The organism is Burkholderia sp. Ac-20353 (genome assembly GCF_017104785.1).
Lineage (GTDB): Bacteria > Pseudomonadota > Gammaproteobacteria > Burkholderiales > Burkholderiaceae > Burkholderia.
In genome coordinates this window covers 1-15,531 of the sequence record NZ_JAAGPL010000198.1, presented here as the reverse complement: position 1 = coordinate 15,531, position 15,531 = coordinate 1, and the positions used below count along the sequence as shown (strand labels likewise).

Below are 15,531 nucleotides of genomic sequence, written 5' to 3'. Positions count from 1 at the left end.
CGCCGGCTCCGCGCGGCGGCGCGCGGCGAACCACACGCTCGCCGGCGTCAGCACGAGCATCGTCGTCAGCAGCGGCATGCGCAGCACGGCGATCGCGACGAATGCGAGCGCCGCGATACCGGCTGCCGCCCTCGCGTGCCGCAGCGGCTTCGCGACCTTCACCGCCATCGCTGCGAGCAGCCCGGCCGCCGCGGCGGCCAACCCGGCAAACAGATGCCGCACGTGCGGATCGCTCTCGGTTTTCGCGTACAGCACGCCAAGCGCGACAACGACGAGCGTCGGCCCGGCGATCAGCCCGAGGATTCCGGCGAACGCGCCCGGCACGCCGCGAAAACGCATGCCGACCGCGACCGACAGGTTGATCACGTTGCCGCCGGGCAGGAACTGGCACAGGCCGAGCAGATCGGTGAATTCGTCGGCGGACAGCCACTTGCGCTCATCGACGATCGCACGCCGCGCAAACGGCAGCGCGCCGCCGAACGACATCAGTCCAAGGGTCAGAAAGCCGACGAACAGCTCGGCGAGCCCGACGTGCTTCGCGGGGCCGGCAGGTGGTATGGAAACGGATTGCATGGGAGTCCTCGACAAACGACAGGTCGAGCGTACCGCCGCGCGGCGCCCGCGCAAAACGATTTTATCGGCGTGCCCTTGTGATCTAGAATCACAAGCATGCCACGCGATCTCCCGCCCTTTTCCGCGCTTCGGGCCTTTGAAGCCGCGGCACGACACGAAAGCTTCAGCACTGCCGGCGACGAGCTGCATGTGACTCACGGTGCCATCAGCCGGCAGATCGCCGGGTTCGAGGCCTGGCTCGGCAAGCCGGTGTTCCACCGGCACGGCAAGCGCGTGAAGCTGACCGACGAAGGCCGCCAGTACCTGGACACGGTGCGCGCCGCGTTTGACAGCATCGCGCTGGCCACCGAACGCCTGCGCGCGACCGGCACCGCGCGCGTGCTGCGCATCAACGCGCTGCCGACTTTCGCGATGAAATGGCTGCTGCCGCGCCTGTCGCGTTTTCAGCGCGACGTGCCGAACGTGGAGCTGAAACTGTCGACGTCGAATGCGCCGCTCGACATGCTCGACGGCTTCGACGTCGCGATCCGCCGCGGCCCCGGCCACTGGCCGAACTGCGCGAGCGGCCGCTTTCTCGACGAGAGCGTGATCCCGGTGTGCAGCCCCGCGCTGCTGAAACGCGCGCCGATCGCGCGCGCGGACGATCTCGCGCGCCACGTGCTGCTGCATTCGGATACGCGCCCGGAGGGCTGGCGCGACTGGTTCGCGGCGGCCGGCGTCGCGATGAAGGCCCGCAAGCGGCAGTCGTTCGACCACTTCTACCTTGCGCTGCAGGCGGCGGTCGACGGGCTCGGCGTCGCGCTCGGCCCGCTGCCGCTGATCGACGACGAACTCGCGAGCGGCCGGCTCGTGATGCCGCTCGAAGGGCCGCACATCGCGACGCGCAGCTACTGGTGGATCACGCCGCGCGAGCGCGCGGACGACCCGCTCGTCGCGCAGTTCTGTGCGTGGCTCGAAGCGCAGGCGAACGCCGTCGCGTGATGCTGCCTCACACCACCGGGCCCGGCTCCTTCTCCTTGCGCAGGATCGCGTACAGCAGGATCGCGCCGAACGTCGCGGTGCCGATCCCGCCGAGCGCGAAGCCGCCGAACTTCAGCGAAAAGTCGCCCGCGCCGAGCACCAGCGTGACGGCCGCGACGATCAGGTTGCGGTTGTCGGAGAAGTCGACCTTGTTCACGACCCAGATCCGCGCGCCCGTCACCGCGATCAGCCCGAACACGACGATCGACACGCCGCCGAGCACCGGGCCCGGGATCGTCTGGATCACCGCGCCGAACTTCGGCGAGAAGCCGAGCCCGATCGCGATCAGCGCGGCGACGACGAACACGAGCGTCGAGTAGATCCGCGTGACGGCCATCACGCCGATGTTCTCCGCATAGGTGGTCACGCCCGTGCCGCCGACGCTGCCCGACACGATCGTCGCGAGCCCGTCGCCGATGAACGCGCGGCCGACGTAGCGGTCGAGGTTCTGGCCCGTCATCGCGCTGACGGCCTTGATGTGGCCGAGGTTCTCCGCGACGAGGATCACCGCGATCGGCGCGAGCATCAGCATCGCGTGCGGATCGAACACCGGCGCATGGAAGCTCGGGATGCCGAACCACGCGGCATGCGCGACGATCGCGAAATCGACCGGCTTGCCGAGGCCCATCCCGTTGGTCGCGACCGCGTAGATCGCGTACGCGATCACGAGGCCGATGAGGATCAACAAGCGCTGCATCATCCCGCGCGCGAACACCGCGACGCCGCCGACCGACAGCACGGTGACGAGCGCCATCAGCGAATCGAAGGTCGACGCGGACACGCCCTTGACCGCGATCGGCGCGAGGTTGAGCCCGATCACCGCGACGATCGCGCCCGTAACGACGGGCGGCATCAGCGCCTCGATCCAGCGCGTGCCGACCGCCGACACGATCGCGCCGAGCGCGACATACACGACGCCGCACGCGACGATGCCGCCGAGCGCGACCGGAATATTGGGGTTCGGGCCGCTGCCGCTGTAGCCCGTCACCGCGATCACGAGGCCGATGAACGCGAAGCTCGAGCCGAGGTAGCTCGGCACGCGGCCGCCGACCAGCACGAAGAACAGCAGCGTGCCGACGCCGGACATGAAGATGCACAGGTTCGGGTCAAAACCCATCAGCAGCGGCGCGAGCACGGTCGAGCCGAACATCGCGACCACGTGCTGCACGCCCATCGCAATCATCTGCGGCCACGACAGGCGTTCGTCGAGGCCGACGACGCGCGCGGCTGCGCCGGTCGGTTGCACCCGCCAGCGCGGGAAATAGGAATCGGACATCGGGACATGCTCCTGTCGTGTCGGTCGCCCGGCTGCGACGGATGCGCCGGGTCTGGAATCTGGCGCGAAGTTTAAGGAGCGGGAATGGCGCTGGCAAGCGGGAACCGGCGGGGAGCCGGCGCCGGCAAGTGCGAGCCGGCGCGGGACGCGTGCAGAGGACGGGGCCGCGCGATGTGAGCGGGCGCTCACATCGCGTCCGGCGCCCGCTGCATCACGGGTTGATGTACTGGAACAGCGACAGGTTCTGCAGCTGCACGTAGGCCTTCTGCGCGCCGGTCAGCGCGTTCTGCGTCTGCAGGAACGTGCTGATCACCGAGACCATGTTGGTGCTCGTCACGTTCGACAGGTCGCTGGTCGTCTGCACCGTATTGGTCTGGTTGACCGCCTGCATCGCCTGGATTTCCTGCACGCGGCCGCCGACCGACGCCTGCACGGTGAGGATGTTCGTCATCGTGTTGTTCAGCTTCGTCGTCCCGGTCGTCATCGCGTTCGCGAGCGCCGCCTCCGCGGTCGTGCTGCTGCCAACCGGCGTATTCAGCGCGGAGATCATCGAATCGAGCGCCGCGAACACGTCGGTGCCTGCCTGCGGTGCGGGCGTGACCGAGAACGTGTCGCCGGGCGCGGGCGACCCGGACACCGGTACCGTCATGCCGGTGCCGACGGCGATCGCCGAGCCGTCCGAATACGGCTGCGCGGCCGTCGTCGACGGCGGCACGACCGTGTTGTCGGTGACCGTGTAGGTCGGCGCGGCCGCGGTGCCGCCGAACGTGATCGAGAACTGGTGCGCGTTGGTCGCGGCACCCGGGTTCGTGATCGTCACCGCGCCGATCGTGCCGGTCCCGGTGTTGGCCGCGCCCGCCGCGGGCACCGGCTGGCTGCCGAGCATCGGCACCGACAGGAACACGCTCGTGCCAGTGTCGCCCTGCGACACCGTGCGCGTATCGGCGATCTGCACCTCGCGCGAACCGCTGTCGCCGCTGTAGATCACGCCGCCGCCCGGCTTGTTCGTGAACGGCGGCGTCGTCGACTGGAAGCCCGCGAACAGGTAGTTGCCCGTGCCGTCGGTCGTGTTCGCGAGCGTCACGAGCTGGTCGCGGTAGCCCTGCAGCTGCGTGCCGAGCGCCGCGCGGTCGCTGTCGGTCAGCGCCCCGTCGCCCGCATGGATCACGACCCCGTGAATGCTGTTCAGCAGGTTGTTGACGCTCGTGAGCGCCGAGTCCTCCTTCTGCAGCGACGACAGCGCGACGTTCTGGTTCGACGCATATTGCGACAGCGTCGCCGACGACATCGACAGCTGCACGGCCTGCGACGCGCCGAGCGGGTTGTCCGCCGGGGTCTGCAGGCTGACGCCGCTCGAAATCTGCTGGTACAGCTGCGACAGCTGCGCCTGCTGGTCGCTCATCTGCGCGACGTTCATCTGGAAAAACTGGGCGCTGGAAATCCGCATCGCCTGGATCCTCTCGATCTCTAAATCAGTTGAACAGGCCGAGCACGGTCTGGAACAGCGTCGATGCCGTCTGGATCACCTTCGCGTTCGCCTGGTAGAGCTGCTGGTACTGCATCAGGTTCGCCGCTTCCTCGTTCTGGTTCACGCCCGACACCGACTGCTGCGCGGACGTGATCTGGCCGACCAGCGCGGTCTGCGCGGCGCTCGACGACTTCAGCTGGCTGGCCGTGTTGCCGATCCCGTTCACGTAGCTCGCATACGCACCCGTCAGCGTCGTCGTGCCGTTGCCGAGCGTCTTCGCGGTGACGAGCTGCGACAACAAGAGCGCGTTGCTGCCGTCGTTCGTGCCGCCTGCGTACGGCCCGATCGTGAACTGGTCGCCGTCCGCCGGCGCGCCCGCCAGAGACACGGTGATGCCGTTCATCTTGCCCGCCGGTGGCGGCTGCACGGTGCTCGCAATCGACAGCGTCGCGCCGGTGGACGCGCTGTACGGCACCGTCGTCGCCGCGCTCGTGATCGCGATCGAGGTCGGCGGCGTGCCCGCGATCGTCACCGTCGTGCCGGGCTGGAAGCCCGACAGCGTCTGCGTCGTCGCGTTGTAGGTCAGCGTGGTCTTGCCGGCCGGCAGCTGGTAGCCGGCGCTCACCGTGCCCTGCGTGATCGTCGCGGTGCCCGCGTTCGTCGACACGACCGACGACACGACCGGCGACGCCGCCGCGATCGCCGAGCCGTTCGACGTCGCGAGCGCGAAGCCGCCGAGCGCGCCGCGCGTCGGCTCCACCGTGAACTTGTCGCCGGCCAGCATCGAGCCGGACGAGAACGAGAAGTTCAGCCCGCCGATCGAGCCCGGCATCGCCCCCGCCGTGCCGACTACCGCGCCGCTCGCGCGGTCGGTCAGCGTGTACTTGGTGCCGTCATAGGACAGCGTGTAGTCGCTCGTCGTCGGCTGTGCGGCATTCGCGAACGACACGGCGAGCGTCGCGTTGCCCGTGTTGCCCTGGTTCGCGTAGACGGCCGGCGCGCCGACCGAGAACAGGTTGCTGCCGACGTTGCCCGACAGGTCGATGCCGAGCGCGTTCTGCGCGTTGACCTGCGCGGCGAAGCTGGTCGCGATCGCGCCGAGCTGCGCCTGTCCCGGATCGAGCGTCTGGCTGCGGAACGACAGCAGGCCGCCGAGCGTGCCGCCCGACAGCGACGCGTCCGGCAGGTTCTGGTTCGGACCCTGCGGGGTCGCGCCCGCGATCCCCTGCGACACGACGGTGAGCTCGCTCGGATCCGACTGCGACGTGACGGCCGCGAGCTGGTAGCTCTTGTCCGCGACGACGAGCGGCTGGCCGCCCGCGAGGAACACGCTGTAGCCCTGGTCGTTGCTGACGACCTGCACGCCGACGAGGCCCGACAGGTTCGACACCGCGAGGTCGCGCTGGTCCATCAGCTGGTTCGGCGGCTGGCCCTGGCTGCTGGCGGCCGCGATCTGCTGATTCAGCTGCGCGATCTGCGTGGTGTAGCTGTTGATCTGCGACACCGTGCTCGTGAGCTGCGTGTTCACGCTCTGGCGCAGCGCGTCGTACTGCTGGCCGGCCGCGGTGATCTGGTCGGCGAGCGTCTGCGCGTTGCTGATCGCGGTCTGCCGCGCGGACGGGTCGGCCGCGTTGTTCGCGACGTTCTGCAGGCCCGTGAAGTAATTCGTGATCGCGGTCGAGATCCCGGCCGTCGGGCTGCCGACGTAGTTGTTCAGCTGCGAGACCATCGAATACCACGTCGACAGCGCGCCGCCCTGCGTCTGCGCACTGTTGAGCTGGTTGCTCAGGTACTGGCTGTACTGGCGCTGCACGGTGACCGTGTTGACGCCCTGCGGCATGTAGCCGCTGCCCGTGTACTGGCCGCTCGCCTCCGCGTAGACGGGCCGCTCGACCGAATAGCCGGGCGTCGCCGAATTGCTGATGTTCTGGCTGGTCGTCGTGAGGCCCCAGAGCGCGGCGTTCAAGCCGCTGACCCCGAGGTTCATCAGAGTGTTGGACATGCGCGATCCTGAAGAGCCGGCCGCACTGCGGCCGCCGGGTTGCGTGACTCCCGGTATAACGGCCGCGGATCGAAAAAATTGAGGGGAAAATGCACACGGACGCGGCTGCGCGCGCCGGTCAGGCGCGCACGGCGGACCGGCGCGCGGGTGTCACGCGCGCGCGAGCTGGCGGCGCTTCATCTCGAGCTGCGTGATCAGGCGCTGCAGCGTGTTCTCCGCGCTGCCCGGCAGCGACATGAAGCGAAAGCCGAGCTGGAAGCGGCGCGTGCCGTTCGGCACCTCGGTCGAGCGCTGCGACACGAGCTTCAGGTCGAGCAACAGCTTGCCGTGGCCGTTCAACTGAAGCTCGACCTCGGGCAGCACCGTGCCGACCTCGAGCGCCTCGACGCGCTCGTCGGCCGTGCGCAGCCCGACGCCGCCGAGCGACAGGTTGTGCACCTCGAACAGGAAGCTCTCGCCGTCCGGCAGCTTGCCGCGGCACAGGTACGGATCGATGACCGGCGCGTCAACGCGGAAGTATTCGCGGCGCTGGATGCAGTACAGCAGGTCGGGGAAATTGGCCTCGAACGCAGGCAGCCCTTCGTAGCGCGTCTCGCGCGGCGTGCTGGTCACGAACTCCACGCGCACGCCGTCCGGCGCGGCCGCGAACGTGCAGTGCGACGCGCCCAGGATCGCGCTGTTCTGCTCGGCGAGCGCGCCCCAGTCGAACACGAACGCGCGCGCGCCGACGTCGACCTCGAGCAGCCGCGTGACGAGCTGGCCGCCCGGGTACTGGACGGTGAGGAAATCGCCGCGGTTCACGAGGTTGCGCAGCTGCACGCCGATTTCCAGCGGATTGCGGCGGGCATAGTCCGGCCCGGAATGTCCCGCATCGGAACTCAGGTCCGTCGACTGTTCGATATTCATGGGTTGCCGGTCTTTCTTGTCATGGGCGCACGGGAACCGGTGCGCATTAAAACCGGGCCATAACAGCAGCCCGGTCGCAGGTCTCTCACACTTAGCGGCAGTACTGTCCGAAAGTTTAGATCGATTTCCCGAATTTTTTCGCGCAAACGTTCAAACCGCGCGCGGCAAAGCCTGGCGCGGCCGGACAAGATCTAGCCGGATTGACGTTCTGACGGACGTTCTGACGGACACTCTGACGCGCGGTCTGACCGGCGCTCAGCCGATCTGCTGCATGATCGAGATCAGTTTCTTCGCGTAGTTCGGGTCGGTCGCGTAGCCGGCCTTCTGCATCCCTTGCGCGAAGCCCTCGACGCTGCGGCTCGCGCTCAGCACGCCCGCATAGCGCGGATTGTTCTTCAGCAGGTTCGCGTAGTCGGTCATCGCATGCTCGTACGAGTCGTACGCGCGGAACTTCGCGACGACGCGGCGCGGCGTGCCGTTCACGTATTCGGTCGTCAGCGCCGACACCGTGCGGCCGTTCCAGCCCTTGCCGGCCTTGATGCCGAACACGTTGTAGCTGGTCGAGCCGTCGGCTGCGCGGATCTCGCGCTTGCCCCAGCCCGATTCGAGCGCCGCCTGGCCGACGATGAAGCGTGCCGGGATGCCGGTCGTCGCGCTCGCCGCCTGCGCGGGGGCCGCGAGGCGGTCGACGAACGCGTCGGCGTCGGCCACGCCGCTCGCGCCCTTCACCGCTGGCGTCAGCGCGCTGCCCGACGAGTAGCCGCGCCCGTTCGCGAGCGCGCCGTTGTTCGCGGCCGCGTTCGCGTAGGCCTTCGCCATCGCGTTCATCGCGACCATCCCGCCTTCGCTGCCGGCTGCGCCGAAACCGCCGGCACCGGCGCCGGCGTCTGCGCCGAGGTCGGTCGCCGATTCGGCGCCTGCGCCGAGGTGCGCGTTGCGCATCAGCTGCTTCATCAGCGCGTCGGCGACGCCGATCCCCTTCGACGACATCTGCTGCGCGAGCTGCTGGTCGAGCATCGACGTGTACATCTTCGACGTATGCGAGTCGAACAGCCCGCCTTCGGGGGTCGCGTCGCGCATGCTCTTCAGCATCATCTGCGTGAACATCGCGTCGAACTGCCCCGCGACGAGCTTCGCGCCCGCCTGCGGCGACTGCTTCGCCTGCGCGCGCAGCGCATCGAACCCCTGCACGTCGAGCGCGAAGCGCTGCGTGAGATCGTTCGCGTCCGGAAGATTCGCTGCCATTTAGATGATCTCCAGATCGGCGCGCAGCGCACCGGCCGCCTTCATCGCCTGCAGGATCGACATCAGGTCCGCGGGCGTCGCGCCGAGCGTGTTCAGCGCCTTCACGACGTCGGCGAGGTTCGCGCCGGCCGTCACCATCTTCAGCGAGCCGTTGTCCTGCTTCAGCTGGATCTGCGACTGCTGCGCGACGACCGTCTGCCCGTTCGAGAACGGCCCCGGCTGCGACACGACCGGCTGCGTGTTGACGACGACCGACAGGTTGCCGTGCGCCACCGCGCAGCTTTGCAGCGTGACCATCTGGTTCATCACGATCGAGCCCGTGCGCGCGTTCAGGATCACCTTCGCGGCGGCCTTGTCGGGGCTCACGTCGAGGTTCTGCAGGCGCGCCATGAACGCGACCTGCTGCGCCGAATCGGCAGGTGCTGCGAGCTGGATCGTGCGGCCATCGAGCGCGGTCGCGGTGCCGGGTCCGAAGCTCGCGTTCACCGCGGACACGATCCGCTGCGCGGTGCCGTAGTCCATGTCGTTCAGTTGCAGCTGCAGCGTCCCGTTCATCTGCGCGACCGCGTTCGGCACCGAACGCTCGACGATCGCGCCGCCCGTGATGCGGCCCGCCGCGAGCTGGTTCACCTGCACGCGGCTGCCGTTCGCGCTCGCGCCCGCGCCGCCGACCGCCATGTTGCCCTGCGCGAGCGCATACACCTGCCCGTCCGCGCCCTTCAGCGGCGTGAGCAGCAGCGTGCCGCCGCGCAGGCTCTTCGCGTTGCCGAGCGACGACACGGTCACGTCGAGCGCCTCGCCGGGCCGCGCGAACGGCGGCAGCGTCGCGGTGACCATCACGGCCGCGACGTTCTTCAGCTGCATGTTCGACATCGACGAGCTGCCGCCGTTGGCCGAGCCGTTGTTGATCGAGATGCCGAGGTTCGCGAGCATGTTCGCGAGCGTCTGCGTCGTGAACGGCGTCTGCATCGTCTGGTCGCCGGTGCCGTCGAGGCCGACGACGAGGCCATAGCCGATCAGCGGGTTGTCGCGCACGCCCTGGATCTGCGCGAGGTCCTTCAGGCGTTCCGCATGCGCGGCACCGGGCCCGAGCGCGAGCACGCAGGCGGCCGCGAGCGCGCCGGCGGCCGCGCGGGAAGTCGATCGGGAAGCCGATCGGACGAGGGAGCGCATCACGCGCGCGAGCAGGGTACGCATCGTCTTCACCACGGCGCGATGTTGAGGAAGAAGCGCTGCAGCCAGCCCATCGTCTCGGCTTCGTTGATGTAGCCCTTCGCCGAGTACTCGATCTTCGCGTCGGCGACCTGGGTCGAATAGACCGAGTTCGCGCCGGAGATCGTGTTCGGGTTCACGACGCCCGAGAAACGGACGAACTCGTTGCCCTGGTTGATCAGCATCTGCTTCTGTCCGCTGACGACGAGGTTGCCGTTCGGCTGCACGCCGGTCACGGTCACCGTGATCGTGCCGTTGAACGTGTTCGCCGCGCTCGCGCCGCCGGTCGCGGCGAACTTGTTCGCGCCTTCGGCCGACAGGTTCGTCTTCGCGAACAGCCCGCCGAGGAAGCCCGCGGTCGGCACGTCGAAGCTCGTGTTGCCCGCGCGGTTGGTGTTCGCGCCGGACGACTTCGTCGCGTTGATGTTTTCCGCGATCACGATCGTCAAGATGTCGCCGACGTTGCGTGGCCGCTGGTCCTCGAACAGCGGCCGGCCCGCATAGCCCGGGTTGTAGATCGAGCCCGGCGCCTGCATCGACTGCGGCATCGGCGGCTGGGCCGTCATCGGCTGCTGGATGATCGGCTCGTGCGGAATCTGCGCGCAGCCGGCGAGCGCCGCCACCGCGAGCGCGCACGCGGCGCGGACGGTGGCGAACGAGGGGAGGCGAACCTGCTTCATGGCGACGACGGGTGTTTCCGGTTAGCTCTTCATCTGCGTGACAGTCTGCAGCATCTGGTCGGACGTCGTCACGGCCTTGCTGTTGATCTCGTACGCGCGCTGCGTCTGGATCATGTTGACGAGCTCCTGCACGACGTTCACGTTCGATGCCTCGACATAACCCTGGTTGAGCGTGCCCGCGCCGTTCAGGCCCGGCTGCGACACGTTCGGTGCGCCCGACGACGTGGTTTCCGAGAACAGGTTCTCGCCGCGCGCCTCGAGGCCGGCCGGGTTGATGAAGGTCGCGACCTGGATCGCGCCGATCTGCACCGCGTTGGTCGAGCCCGGCTGCGTGATCGTGACGACGCCGTCCTTGCCGATCGTCAGCGACGTCGCGTTCTGCGGGATCGTGATCGCGGGGATCACCTGGTAGCCGCTCGACGTGACGAGCTGGCCCTGCGCGTTGGACTGGAACGAGCCGTCGCGCGTGTACGCGTTCGTGCCGTCCGGCATCAGCACCTGGAAGAAGCCCGCGCCGTTGATCGCGACGTCCTTCGAGTTGCCGGTCTGCGTGAGGCTGCCCTGCGTATACAGGCGCTCGGTCGCGACCTGCTGCACGCCGGTGCCGAGCTGCAGGCCCGACGGCAGCTCGGTCTGCTGCGTCGAGTTCGCGCCGGGCTGGCGGATCGTCTGGTACAGCAGATCCTCGAACACCGCGCGCGAGCCCTTGAAGCCATTGGTGCTGACGTTCGCGAGGTTGTTCGAGATCACGTCCATCTGCGACTGCTGCGCGTTCATGCCGGTGGCGGCGATGTAGAGCGAACGGTTCACTTGTTAGGTTCTCCTGCGTAGGCTGGCGCTTGGTCGCTCAGCTGAAGTTGAGCAGTTGGTTCGCCGACTGCTCGTTCTGGTCGGCCGTCTGGATCAGCTTCGTCTGAAGCTGGAATGCGCGTGCGTTGTCGATCATCGCGACCATCGCGTTCACGGGGTTCACGTTGCTGCCTTCGATCGAATTCGGCGCGACGACGACGTTCGGGTCGGCATCCGCCGGGTTGCCGTCCGCGGTGCGGAACAGGCCATCGTTGCCGCGCGTGATCGTCGCCGGATCGGGATTGACGAGCTTCATCTGGTCGACGATCGCGACCGCAGTCGGCGGGTCGCCGGGCATCAGCGCGGACACCGTGCCGTCCTTGCCGATCGTGACCTGCGCGTTCGGCGGCACCGAGATCGGGCCGCCGTTGCCGACCACCGGCAGGTTGGTCGCGGTGACGAGCTGGCCGTTCTGGTCGACGTGCAGGTTGCCCGCGCGCGTGTACGCCTCGCTGCCGTCGGCCAGCTGCACGGACAGCCAGCCGGCCCCCTGCACCGCGACGTCGAGCGGATTGCCGGTGCGAGTGATCGGCCCCGGCGCGAAATCCGCGCCCGGCGTCGACGCGAGCACGTAGGTGCGCGTCGTCGTCGGATCGATCGTGCTGCCGTCGCCGAAATTCATCGGCACCGCGCGAAAGGTCGCGAGCTGCGCGCGAAACCCGGTCGTCGACGCGTTCGCGAGGTTGTTCGCGACGATCGCCTGCTGGTCGAGCGACTGCGACGCGCCCGTCATCGCCGTGTAGATCAGTCGGTCCATGGCTGCCCGTTACTCGCGCGTTACAGGTTGATCAGCGTCTGGTCGACGGTCTGCTGCGTCTTGATCGTCTGCGCGTTCGCCTGGTAGTTGCGCTGCGCGGTGATCAGGTTCACGAGCTGGCTCGTCAGGTCGACGTTCGAGTTCTCGAGCGCGCTGCCCTCCAGCGTGCCGTGGTTGGTGCTGCCCGGCGTGGAGAGCTGCGGCACGCCCGACTGGGCCGACTCGATGTACTGGTTGCCGCCGATGGACACGAGGCCGTTCGGGTTGTTGAAGTTCGCGAGCACGATCTGGCCGAGGGTCGCCGTCTGGCCGTTCGAGTAGTTGCCCGTGACCTTGCCGTCGCTGCCGATCGAGAACGTCGTCAGCGTGCCGCTCGCGTAGCCGTCCTGCGCGAGGTTGTTCACGCCGTCCTTGCCGCCGTACTGCGTGGTGCCGGTCAGGTCGAGCGTCAGGCTCTGCGGCGTCGTCGAGCCGTCGGTGGTCGGGATCGTGAACTGGAACTTGCCAAGCGCCGCGGTCGGCGTCGCCACCCCCGGCAGCGTCGTGCTGGCGATGCCGCCCGTCGCGTTGAACGTGACCGCGCCGAGATCGGACGGCGCCGCGTTCGCGACGCCCGCATACGCTTCCCACGTGCCGGTCGCGGTCTTCGCGAAGTACATGTTGACCTGCTGCGAGCCGCCGAGCGAATCGTAGGTCTGGACCGACGTCGAGTAGTTGTAGCTCGTCGAGTCGGTGTAGTTGAACGGCGTCGTGACCGGCACCGTGTCCTGCGAGTTCAGGTTGAACTGGCCGGCGATCGAGGTCGTCGGCGTCGGCGCGATGTTGGTCGTCGGCGCCTGCAGCGGCACGGTCTGCGCGCTGTTGATCACGCCCTTCGCGTTCGCCGCATAGCCCATCAGGTTCATGCCCTGCGCATTGACGAGGTAGCCGTTCTTGTCGCGCTGGAACGTGCCGTCGCGCGAGTACGTGATCGCGCCGTTGTTCGACATCTGGTAGAAGCCGTTACCGTTGATCGCGACGTCGAGCGACGAGTTCGTCGTGTTGATCGTGCCCTGGCTGAAGTTCTGCTGCACCGAGTTCAGCGACGTGCCGATGCCGACCTGGTTGTTCACCGACGTCGCGATCGAGTTCGCGTACATGTCCGCGAACTGCGCGGTGCTCGACTTGAAGCCGACCGTATTGGCGTTCGCGATGTTGTTGCCGATCACGTCGAGCGCCGTCGACGCGCCCGCCAGACCGCTCAAACCCTGTTGATAACCCATCTCGGTCTCCGTGTGTGGAACTGAATCAGTTGGTGGTGGTGCCGGTCGACGTCGACGCGGACGACGACGCATTCGGGTAGATCGACGCGACCTGCGACAGGCCGACCGTCGCGCCGTTCGACAGCATCAGCCCCGCCGTGCCGTCCGCCTGCTTGATCACGCTCTGCACCTGCGCGGACGCGAGCGTCGTGGCGGGCTGCGGCGTGCCGGTGCTGTCGGTATAGCTCGCGCTGATCGAGTACTTGCCGTCCGGCAGCACGTTGCCGGCCGCGTCGGTCGGCGTCCAGTTGAACGGCACGGTGCCGGCCGACTGCGCGCCTGCGTTGATCGTGTTCACGACGGTGCCCGACGCGTTCTTCACGGTGATCGTCAGGTTCGACACCGAGCTCGCGAGCGACACGCCGAACGGCGTCGCCGCGCCGCTCTTCACCGTGACCGCATTGCCCGGCGCGAGCACGTTCGAGCCGATCAGCAGCGCGGCCTGGGTCTGCTGGCCCGCGGCGAGCTGCGTCGACAGCGACGTCAGCGACGTGTTGAGCTGCGCGATGCCGCTCACCGTGTTGATCTGCGCGAGCTGCGTCGTCATCTGCGAGCTGTCGACGGGGCTCGTCGGATCCTGGTTCTGCAGCTGCGTGACGAGCAGCTTCAGGAACGTCGTCTGCAGGTCGCTTGCCGACGTGCTGGTGGTCGACGCATTGCCGGTTTTCATCGTGTCGGTCGGCAGCGTCGACACATTCGTGCCGTTGGTGCCGATCGTCGTGGCGGAGGAAGTCATCCGGTCGGGCCTTCTGTCAGGTCAGGTCAGTAAAAATGCAGCTCACGAGCCGATCGTCAGCGTCTTCAGCATCAGCTGCTTCGCGGTGTTCAGCGTCTCGACGTTGGCCTGGTACGAGCGCGACGCCGAGATCATGTTCACCATCTCCTGCACGGGGTCGACGTTCGGCATCTGCACGTAGCCGTTCGCGTCGGCGGCCGGGTTCGCCGGGTCGTAGGTCGACTTCATCGGCGACGGATCGTCGATCACCTTCTGCACGCGCACGCCGCCGACGCCCTGGCCGGACGCCGTGCGCGCGCCGCCGATCGGATCGGTCGCGAACACGACCTGCTTCGCCTTGTACGGCTTGCCGTCGGGGCCGGTCGCGCTGTCGGCGTTCGCGAGGTTCGACGCGGTGACGTTCAGGCGCTGCGACTGCGCGGACAGCGCCGAGCCGGCGACGCCGAAGATGTTCATCAACGAGGGCATGGAGGCTCCTTAATGCGGCTTTCTAATGCGGGCTTTCGGTTCGGGGCGGCCGCGCGCGGTCACGAATTCGACGTGATCGCGGCGATCATCGCCTTGATCTGCTGGGTCATCACGGTCATCCCGGTCTCGTAGTGCAGCGCGTTGTTCGCGAACTGCACGCGCTCGACGTCGAGATCGACCGTGTTGCCGTCCAGCGCCGGCTGCAGCGGCATCCGGTATTGCGCGCGGCCGTAGTCGTCGGTCGGGCCGCCCGTCGGCGTCAGCTTCGCGGTGCCGGCCATGTGGCCCGGCGCCGTCGACACCATCGACATCCCGCTCGTCACGCCGGCCGGCTGCGCCAGCGCGAGCGACGTTGCGTTGCTCGGCGCGAGCCCGCCCGGGCCCACCTGCTTCAGCGAGCGGGCGAGCGTCGACGCGAAATCGACGTCGCGCGCCTGGTAGCCGGGCGTATCCGCGTTCGCGATGTTCGACGACAGCAGTTCCTGCCGATAGGCGCGCACGTCGAGCGCCTGGCGGCCGAACGCGAATTCGGCATCGAGTCTGTCCAGCATCTGTGCATCTCTCCGTAGGCAGCGCTGCACCGCTCTTTCGCCGCATGGCGGCCAAAGAGGCTTTTTTCCATGACAAGCATGGTAGGCGGCCGGCGCAACCGGCAATCGGGCGAATAACGCGGCAAAGCCCCCCTCTATTCGTCGTTTCCGCCGCGGGCCGCCTCCCTAGAATGCGAATCGGATCAACGGATCGAGGACATGGCGATGACTCCCAGCGCATTTCGCGGTGACGACGGGCGGCGGCAGCGCACGCGGCGCGCGTTCGCGCTTGGGCTCACCGTGCCGCTCGCGCTCACCGTCGCGCTGTGGACGGGCGCCGCCACGGCGCAGGCCGCGGACGACGGGATGATCGTGATTCCGGGACGCGGCGAGACGGCCGAGTCCGCACTCGCGCATGTGAATGCGGCGAGCGGCGCTCGCGCGGGCTCAGAAGGGAGCGTGAGCGTGACGCCGGATTCGGCGAACGCAGGCCGCGCGACGGCCGGCT

Annotated in this window: 15 protein-coding genes and 1 pseudogene; 2 read left to right on the top strand and 14 right to left on the bottom strand. The window is 68.1% G+C overall.

Features of this window, described 5'->3' with window-relative positions:
* A partial coding sequence (locus G3N94_RS33710) for a chromate transporter (protein ID WP_205798087.1) occupies nt 1–573 on the bottom strand: 573 nt, incomplete at its 3' end.
* 96 nt (nt 574–669) lie between these two features.
* Here G3N94_RS33710 and G3N94_RS33705 point away from each other — a divergent pair.
* Nucleotides 670–1,554 carry a transcriptional regulator GcvA gene (locus G3N94_RS33705; protein ID WP_205798085.1) on the top strand — a complete coding sequence of 295 codons (885 nt, stop codon included), beginning with the start codon at nt 670–672 and terminating at the stop codon, nt 1,552–1,554.
* A gap of 7 nt (nt 1,555–1,561) precedes the next feature.
* Here the strand turns inward: G3N94_RS33705 and G3N94_RS33700 are convergent, their stop codons facing one another.
* From G3N94_RS33700 to flgB, 13 genes are all read right to left on the bottom strand, one after another.
* Nucleotides 1,562–2,869 carry a solute carrier family 23 protein gene (locus G3N94_RS33700; protein ID WP_205798083.1) on the bottom strand — a complete coding sequence of 436 codons (1,308 nt, stop codon included), beginning with the start codon at nt 2,867–2,869 and terminating at the stop codon, nt 1,562–1,564.
* Between the two features lie 211 nt (nt 2,870–3,080).
* Complete coding sequence (gene flgL / locus G3N94_RS33695) at nt 3,081–4,316, bottom strand: flagellar hook-associated protein FlgL (protein WP_205798081.1); 1,236 nt, start codon at nt 4,314–4,316, stop codon at nt 3,081–3,083.
* A gap of 25 nt (nt 4,317–4,341) precedes the next feature.
* The gene (gene flgK, locus G3N94_RS33690; protein WP_205798079.1) at nt 4,342–6,339 is read right to left on the bottom strand and encodes a flagellar hook-associated protein FlgK; all 1,998 of its coding nucleotides are present in this window, start codon (nt 6,337–6,339) and stop codon (nt 4,342–4,344) included.
* A gap of 150 nt (nt 6,340–6,489) precedes the next feature.
* Complete coding sequence (locus G3N94_RS33685; protein ID WP_205798077.1) at nt 6,490–7,245, bottom strand: flagellar brake protein; 756 nt, start codon at nt 7,243–7,245, stop codon at nt 6,490–6,492.
* A 255-nt stretch (nt 7,246–7,500) separates the two neighbouring features.
* Complete coding sequence (flgJ, locus tag G3N94_RS33680; RefSeq protein WP_205798074.1) at nt 7,501–8,490, bottom strand: flagellar assembly peptidoglycan hydrolase FlgJ; 990 nt, start codon at nt 8,488–8,490, stop codon at nt 7,501–7,503.
* The gene (locus G3N94_RS33675) at nt 8,491–9,699 is read right to left on the bottom strand and encodes a flagellar basal body P-ring protein FlgI (protein WP_205798072.1); all 1,209 of its coding nucleotides are present in this window, start codon (nt 9,697–9,699) and stop codon (nt 8,491–8,493) included.
* The gene (gene flgH / locus G3N94_RS33670) at nt 9,693–10,382 is read right to left on the bottom strand and encodes a flagellar basal body L-ring protein FlgH (RefSeq protein WP_205798071.1); all 690 of its coding nucleotides are present in this window, start codon (nt 10,380–10,382) and stop codon (nt 9,693–9,695) included. The genes G3N94_RS33675 and flgH overlap by 7 nt, the downstream gene beginning before the upstream one ends.
* Nucleotides 10,383–10,403: 21 nt before the next feature.
* The gene (flgG, locus tag G3N94_RS33665; RefSeq protein WP_205798069.1) at nt 10,404–11,192 is read right to left on the bottom strand and encodes a flagellar basal-body rod protein FlgG; all 789 of its coding nucleotides are present in this window, start codon (nt 11,190–11,192) and stop codon (nt 10,404–10,406) included.
* A gap of 37 nt (nt 11,193–11,229) precedes the next feature.
* Nucleotides 11,230–11,988 (bottom strand): flagellar basal-body rod protein FlgF, encoded by a 759-nt coding sequence (gene flgF, locus G3N94_RS33660; protein ID WP_205798067.1) that lies wholly within the window; start codon nt 11,986–11,988, stop codon nt 11,230–11,232.
* A gap of 20 nt (nt 11,989–12,008) precedes the next feature.
* A complete protein-coding gene (flgE, locus tag G3N94_RS33655; protein WP_205798065.1) occupies nt 12,009–13,250 on the bottom strand; it encodes a flagellar hook protein FlgE in 1,242 nt (413 codons plus the stop codon).
* A gap of 25 nt (nt 13,251–13,275) precedes the next feature.
* Nucleotides 13,276–14,025, bottom strand: a complete 750-nt coding sequence (locus G3N94_RS33650; RefSeq protein ID WP_205798063.1) for a flagellar hook assembly protein FlgD — start codon at nt 14,023–14,025, stop codon at nt 13,276–13,278.
* Between the two features lie 42 nt (nt 14,026–14,067).
* Entirely contained in the window at nt 14,068–14,493 is a 426-nt protein-coding gene (flgC, locus tag G3N94_RS33645; RefSeq protein ID WP_124602652.1) for a flagellar basal body rod protein FlgC, read from the bottom strand.
* Nucleotides 14,494–14,552: 59 nt separating this feature from the next.
* Nucleotides 14,553–15,044 (bottom strand): flagellar basal body rod protein FlgB, encoded by a 492-nt coding sequence (flgB, locus tag G3N94_RS33640; RefSeq protein WP_205798061.1) that lies wholly within the window; start codon nt 15,042–15,044, stop codon nt 14,553–14,555.
* Nucleotides 15,045–15,248: 204 nt separating this feature from the next.
* Between flgB and G3N94_RS33635 the strand changes: the two are divergent.
* Nucleotides 15,249–15,531 (top strand): annotated as a pseudogene (locus G3N94_RS33635) (flagellar biosynthesis protein FlgA); the annotation flags it as partial.

Coding starts and splice junctions, on each gene's coding strand:
- G3N94_RS33700 (WP_205798083.1), bottom strand. CDS start 2,869: ATGTCCGATTCCTATTTCCCGCGCTGGCGGGTGCAACCGACCGGCGCA.
- flgH (WP_205798071.1), bottom strand. CDS start 10,382: ATGAAGCAGGTTCGCCTCCCCTCGTTCGCCACCGTCCGCGCCGCGTGC.
- flgF (WP_205798067.1), bottom strand. CDS start 11,988: ATGGACCGACTGATCTACACGGCGATGACGGGCGCGTCGCAGTCGCTC.
- flgC (WP_124602652.1), bottom strand. CDS start 14,493: ATGCCCTCGTTGATGAACATCTTCGGCGTCGCCGGCTCGGCGCTGTCC.
- flgB (WP_205798061.1), bottom strand. CDS start 15,044: ATGCTGGACAGACTCGATGCCGAATTCGCGTTCGGCCGCCAGGCGCTC.
- G3N94_RS33650 (WP_205798063.1), bottom strand. CDS start 14,025: ATGACTTCCTCCGCCACGACGATCGGCACCAACGGCACGAATGTGTCG.
- G3N94_RS33705 (WP_205798085.1), top strand. CDS start 670: ATGCCACGCGATCTCCCGCCCTTTTCCGCGCTTCGGGCCTTTGAAGCC.
- flgL (WP_205798081.1), bottom strand. CDS start 4,316: ATGCGGATTTCCAGCGCCCAGTTTTTCCAGATGAACGTCGCGCAGATG.
- flgK (WP_205798079.1), bottom strand. CDS start 6,339: ATGTCCAACACTCTGATGAACCTCGGGGTCAGCGGCTTGAACGCCGCG.
- flgJ (WP_205798074.1), bottom strand. CDS start 8,490: ATGGCAGCGAATCTTCCGGACGCGAACGATCTCACGCAGCGCTTCGCG.
- G3N94_RS33685 (WP_205798077.1), bottom strand. CDS start 7,245: ATGAATATCGAACAGTCGACGGACCTGAGTTCCGATGCGGGACATTCC.
- flgE (WP_205798065.1), bottom strand. CDS start 13,250: ATGGGTTATCAACAGGGTTTGAGCGGTCTGGCGGGCGCGTCGACGGCG.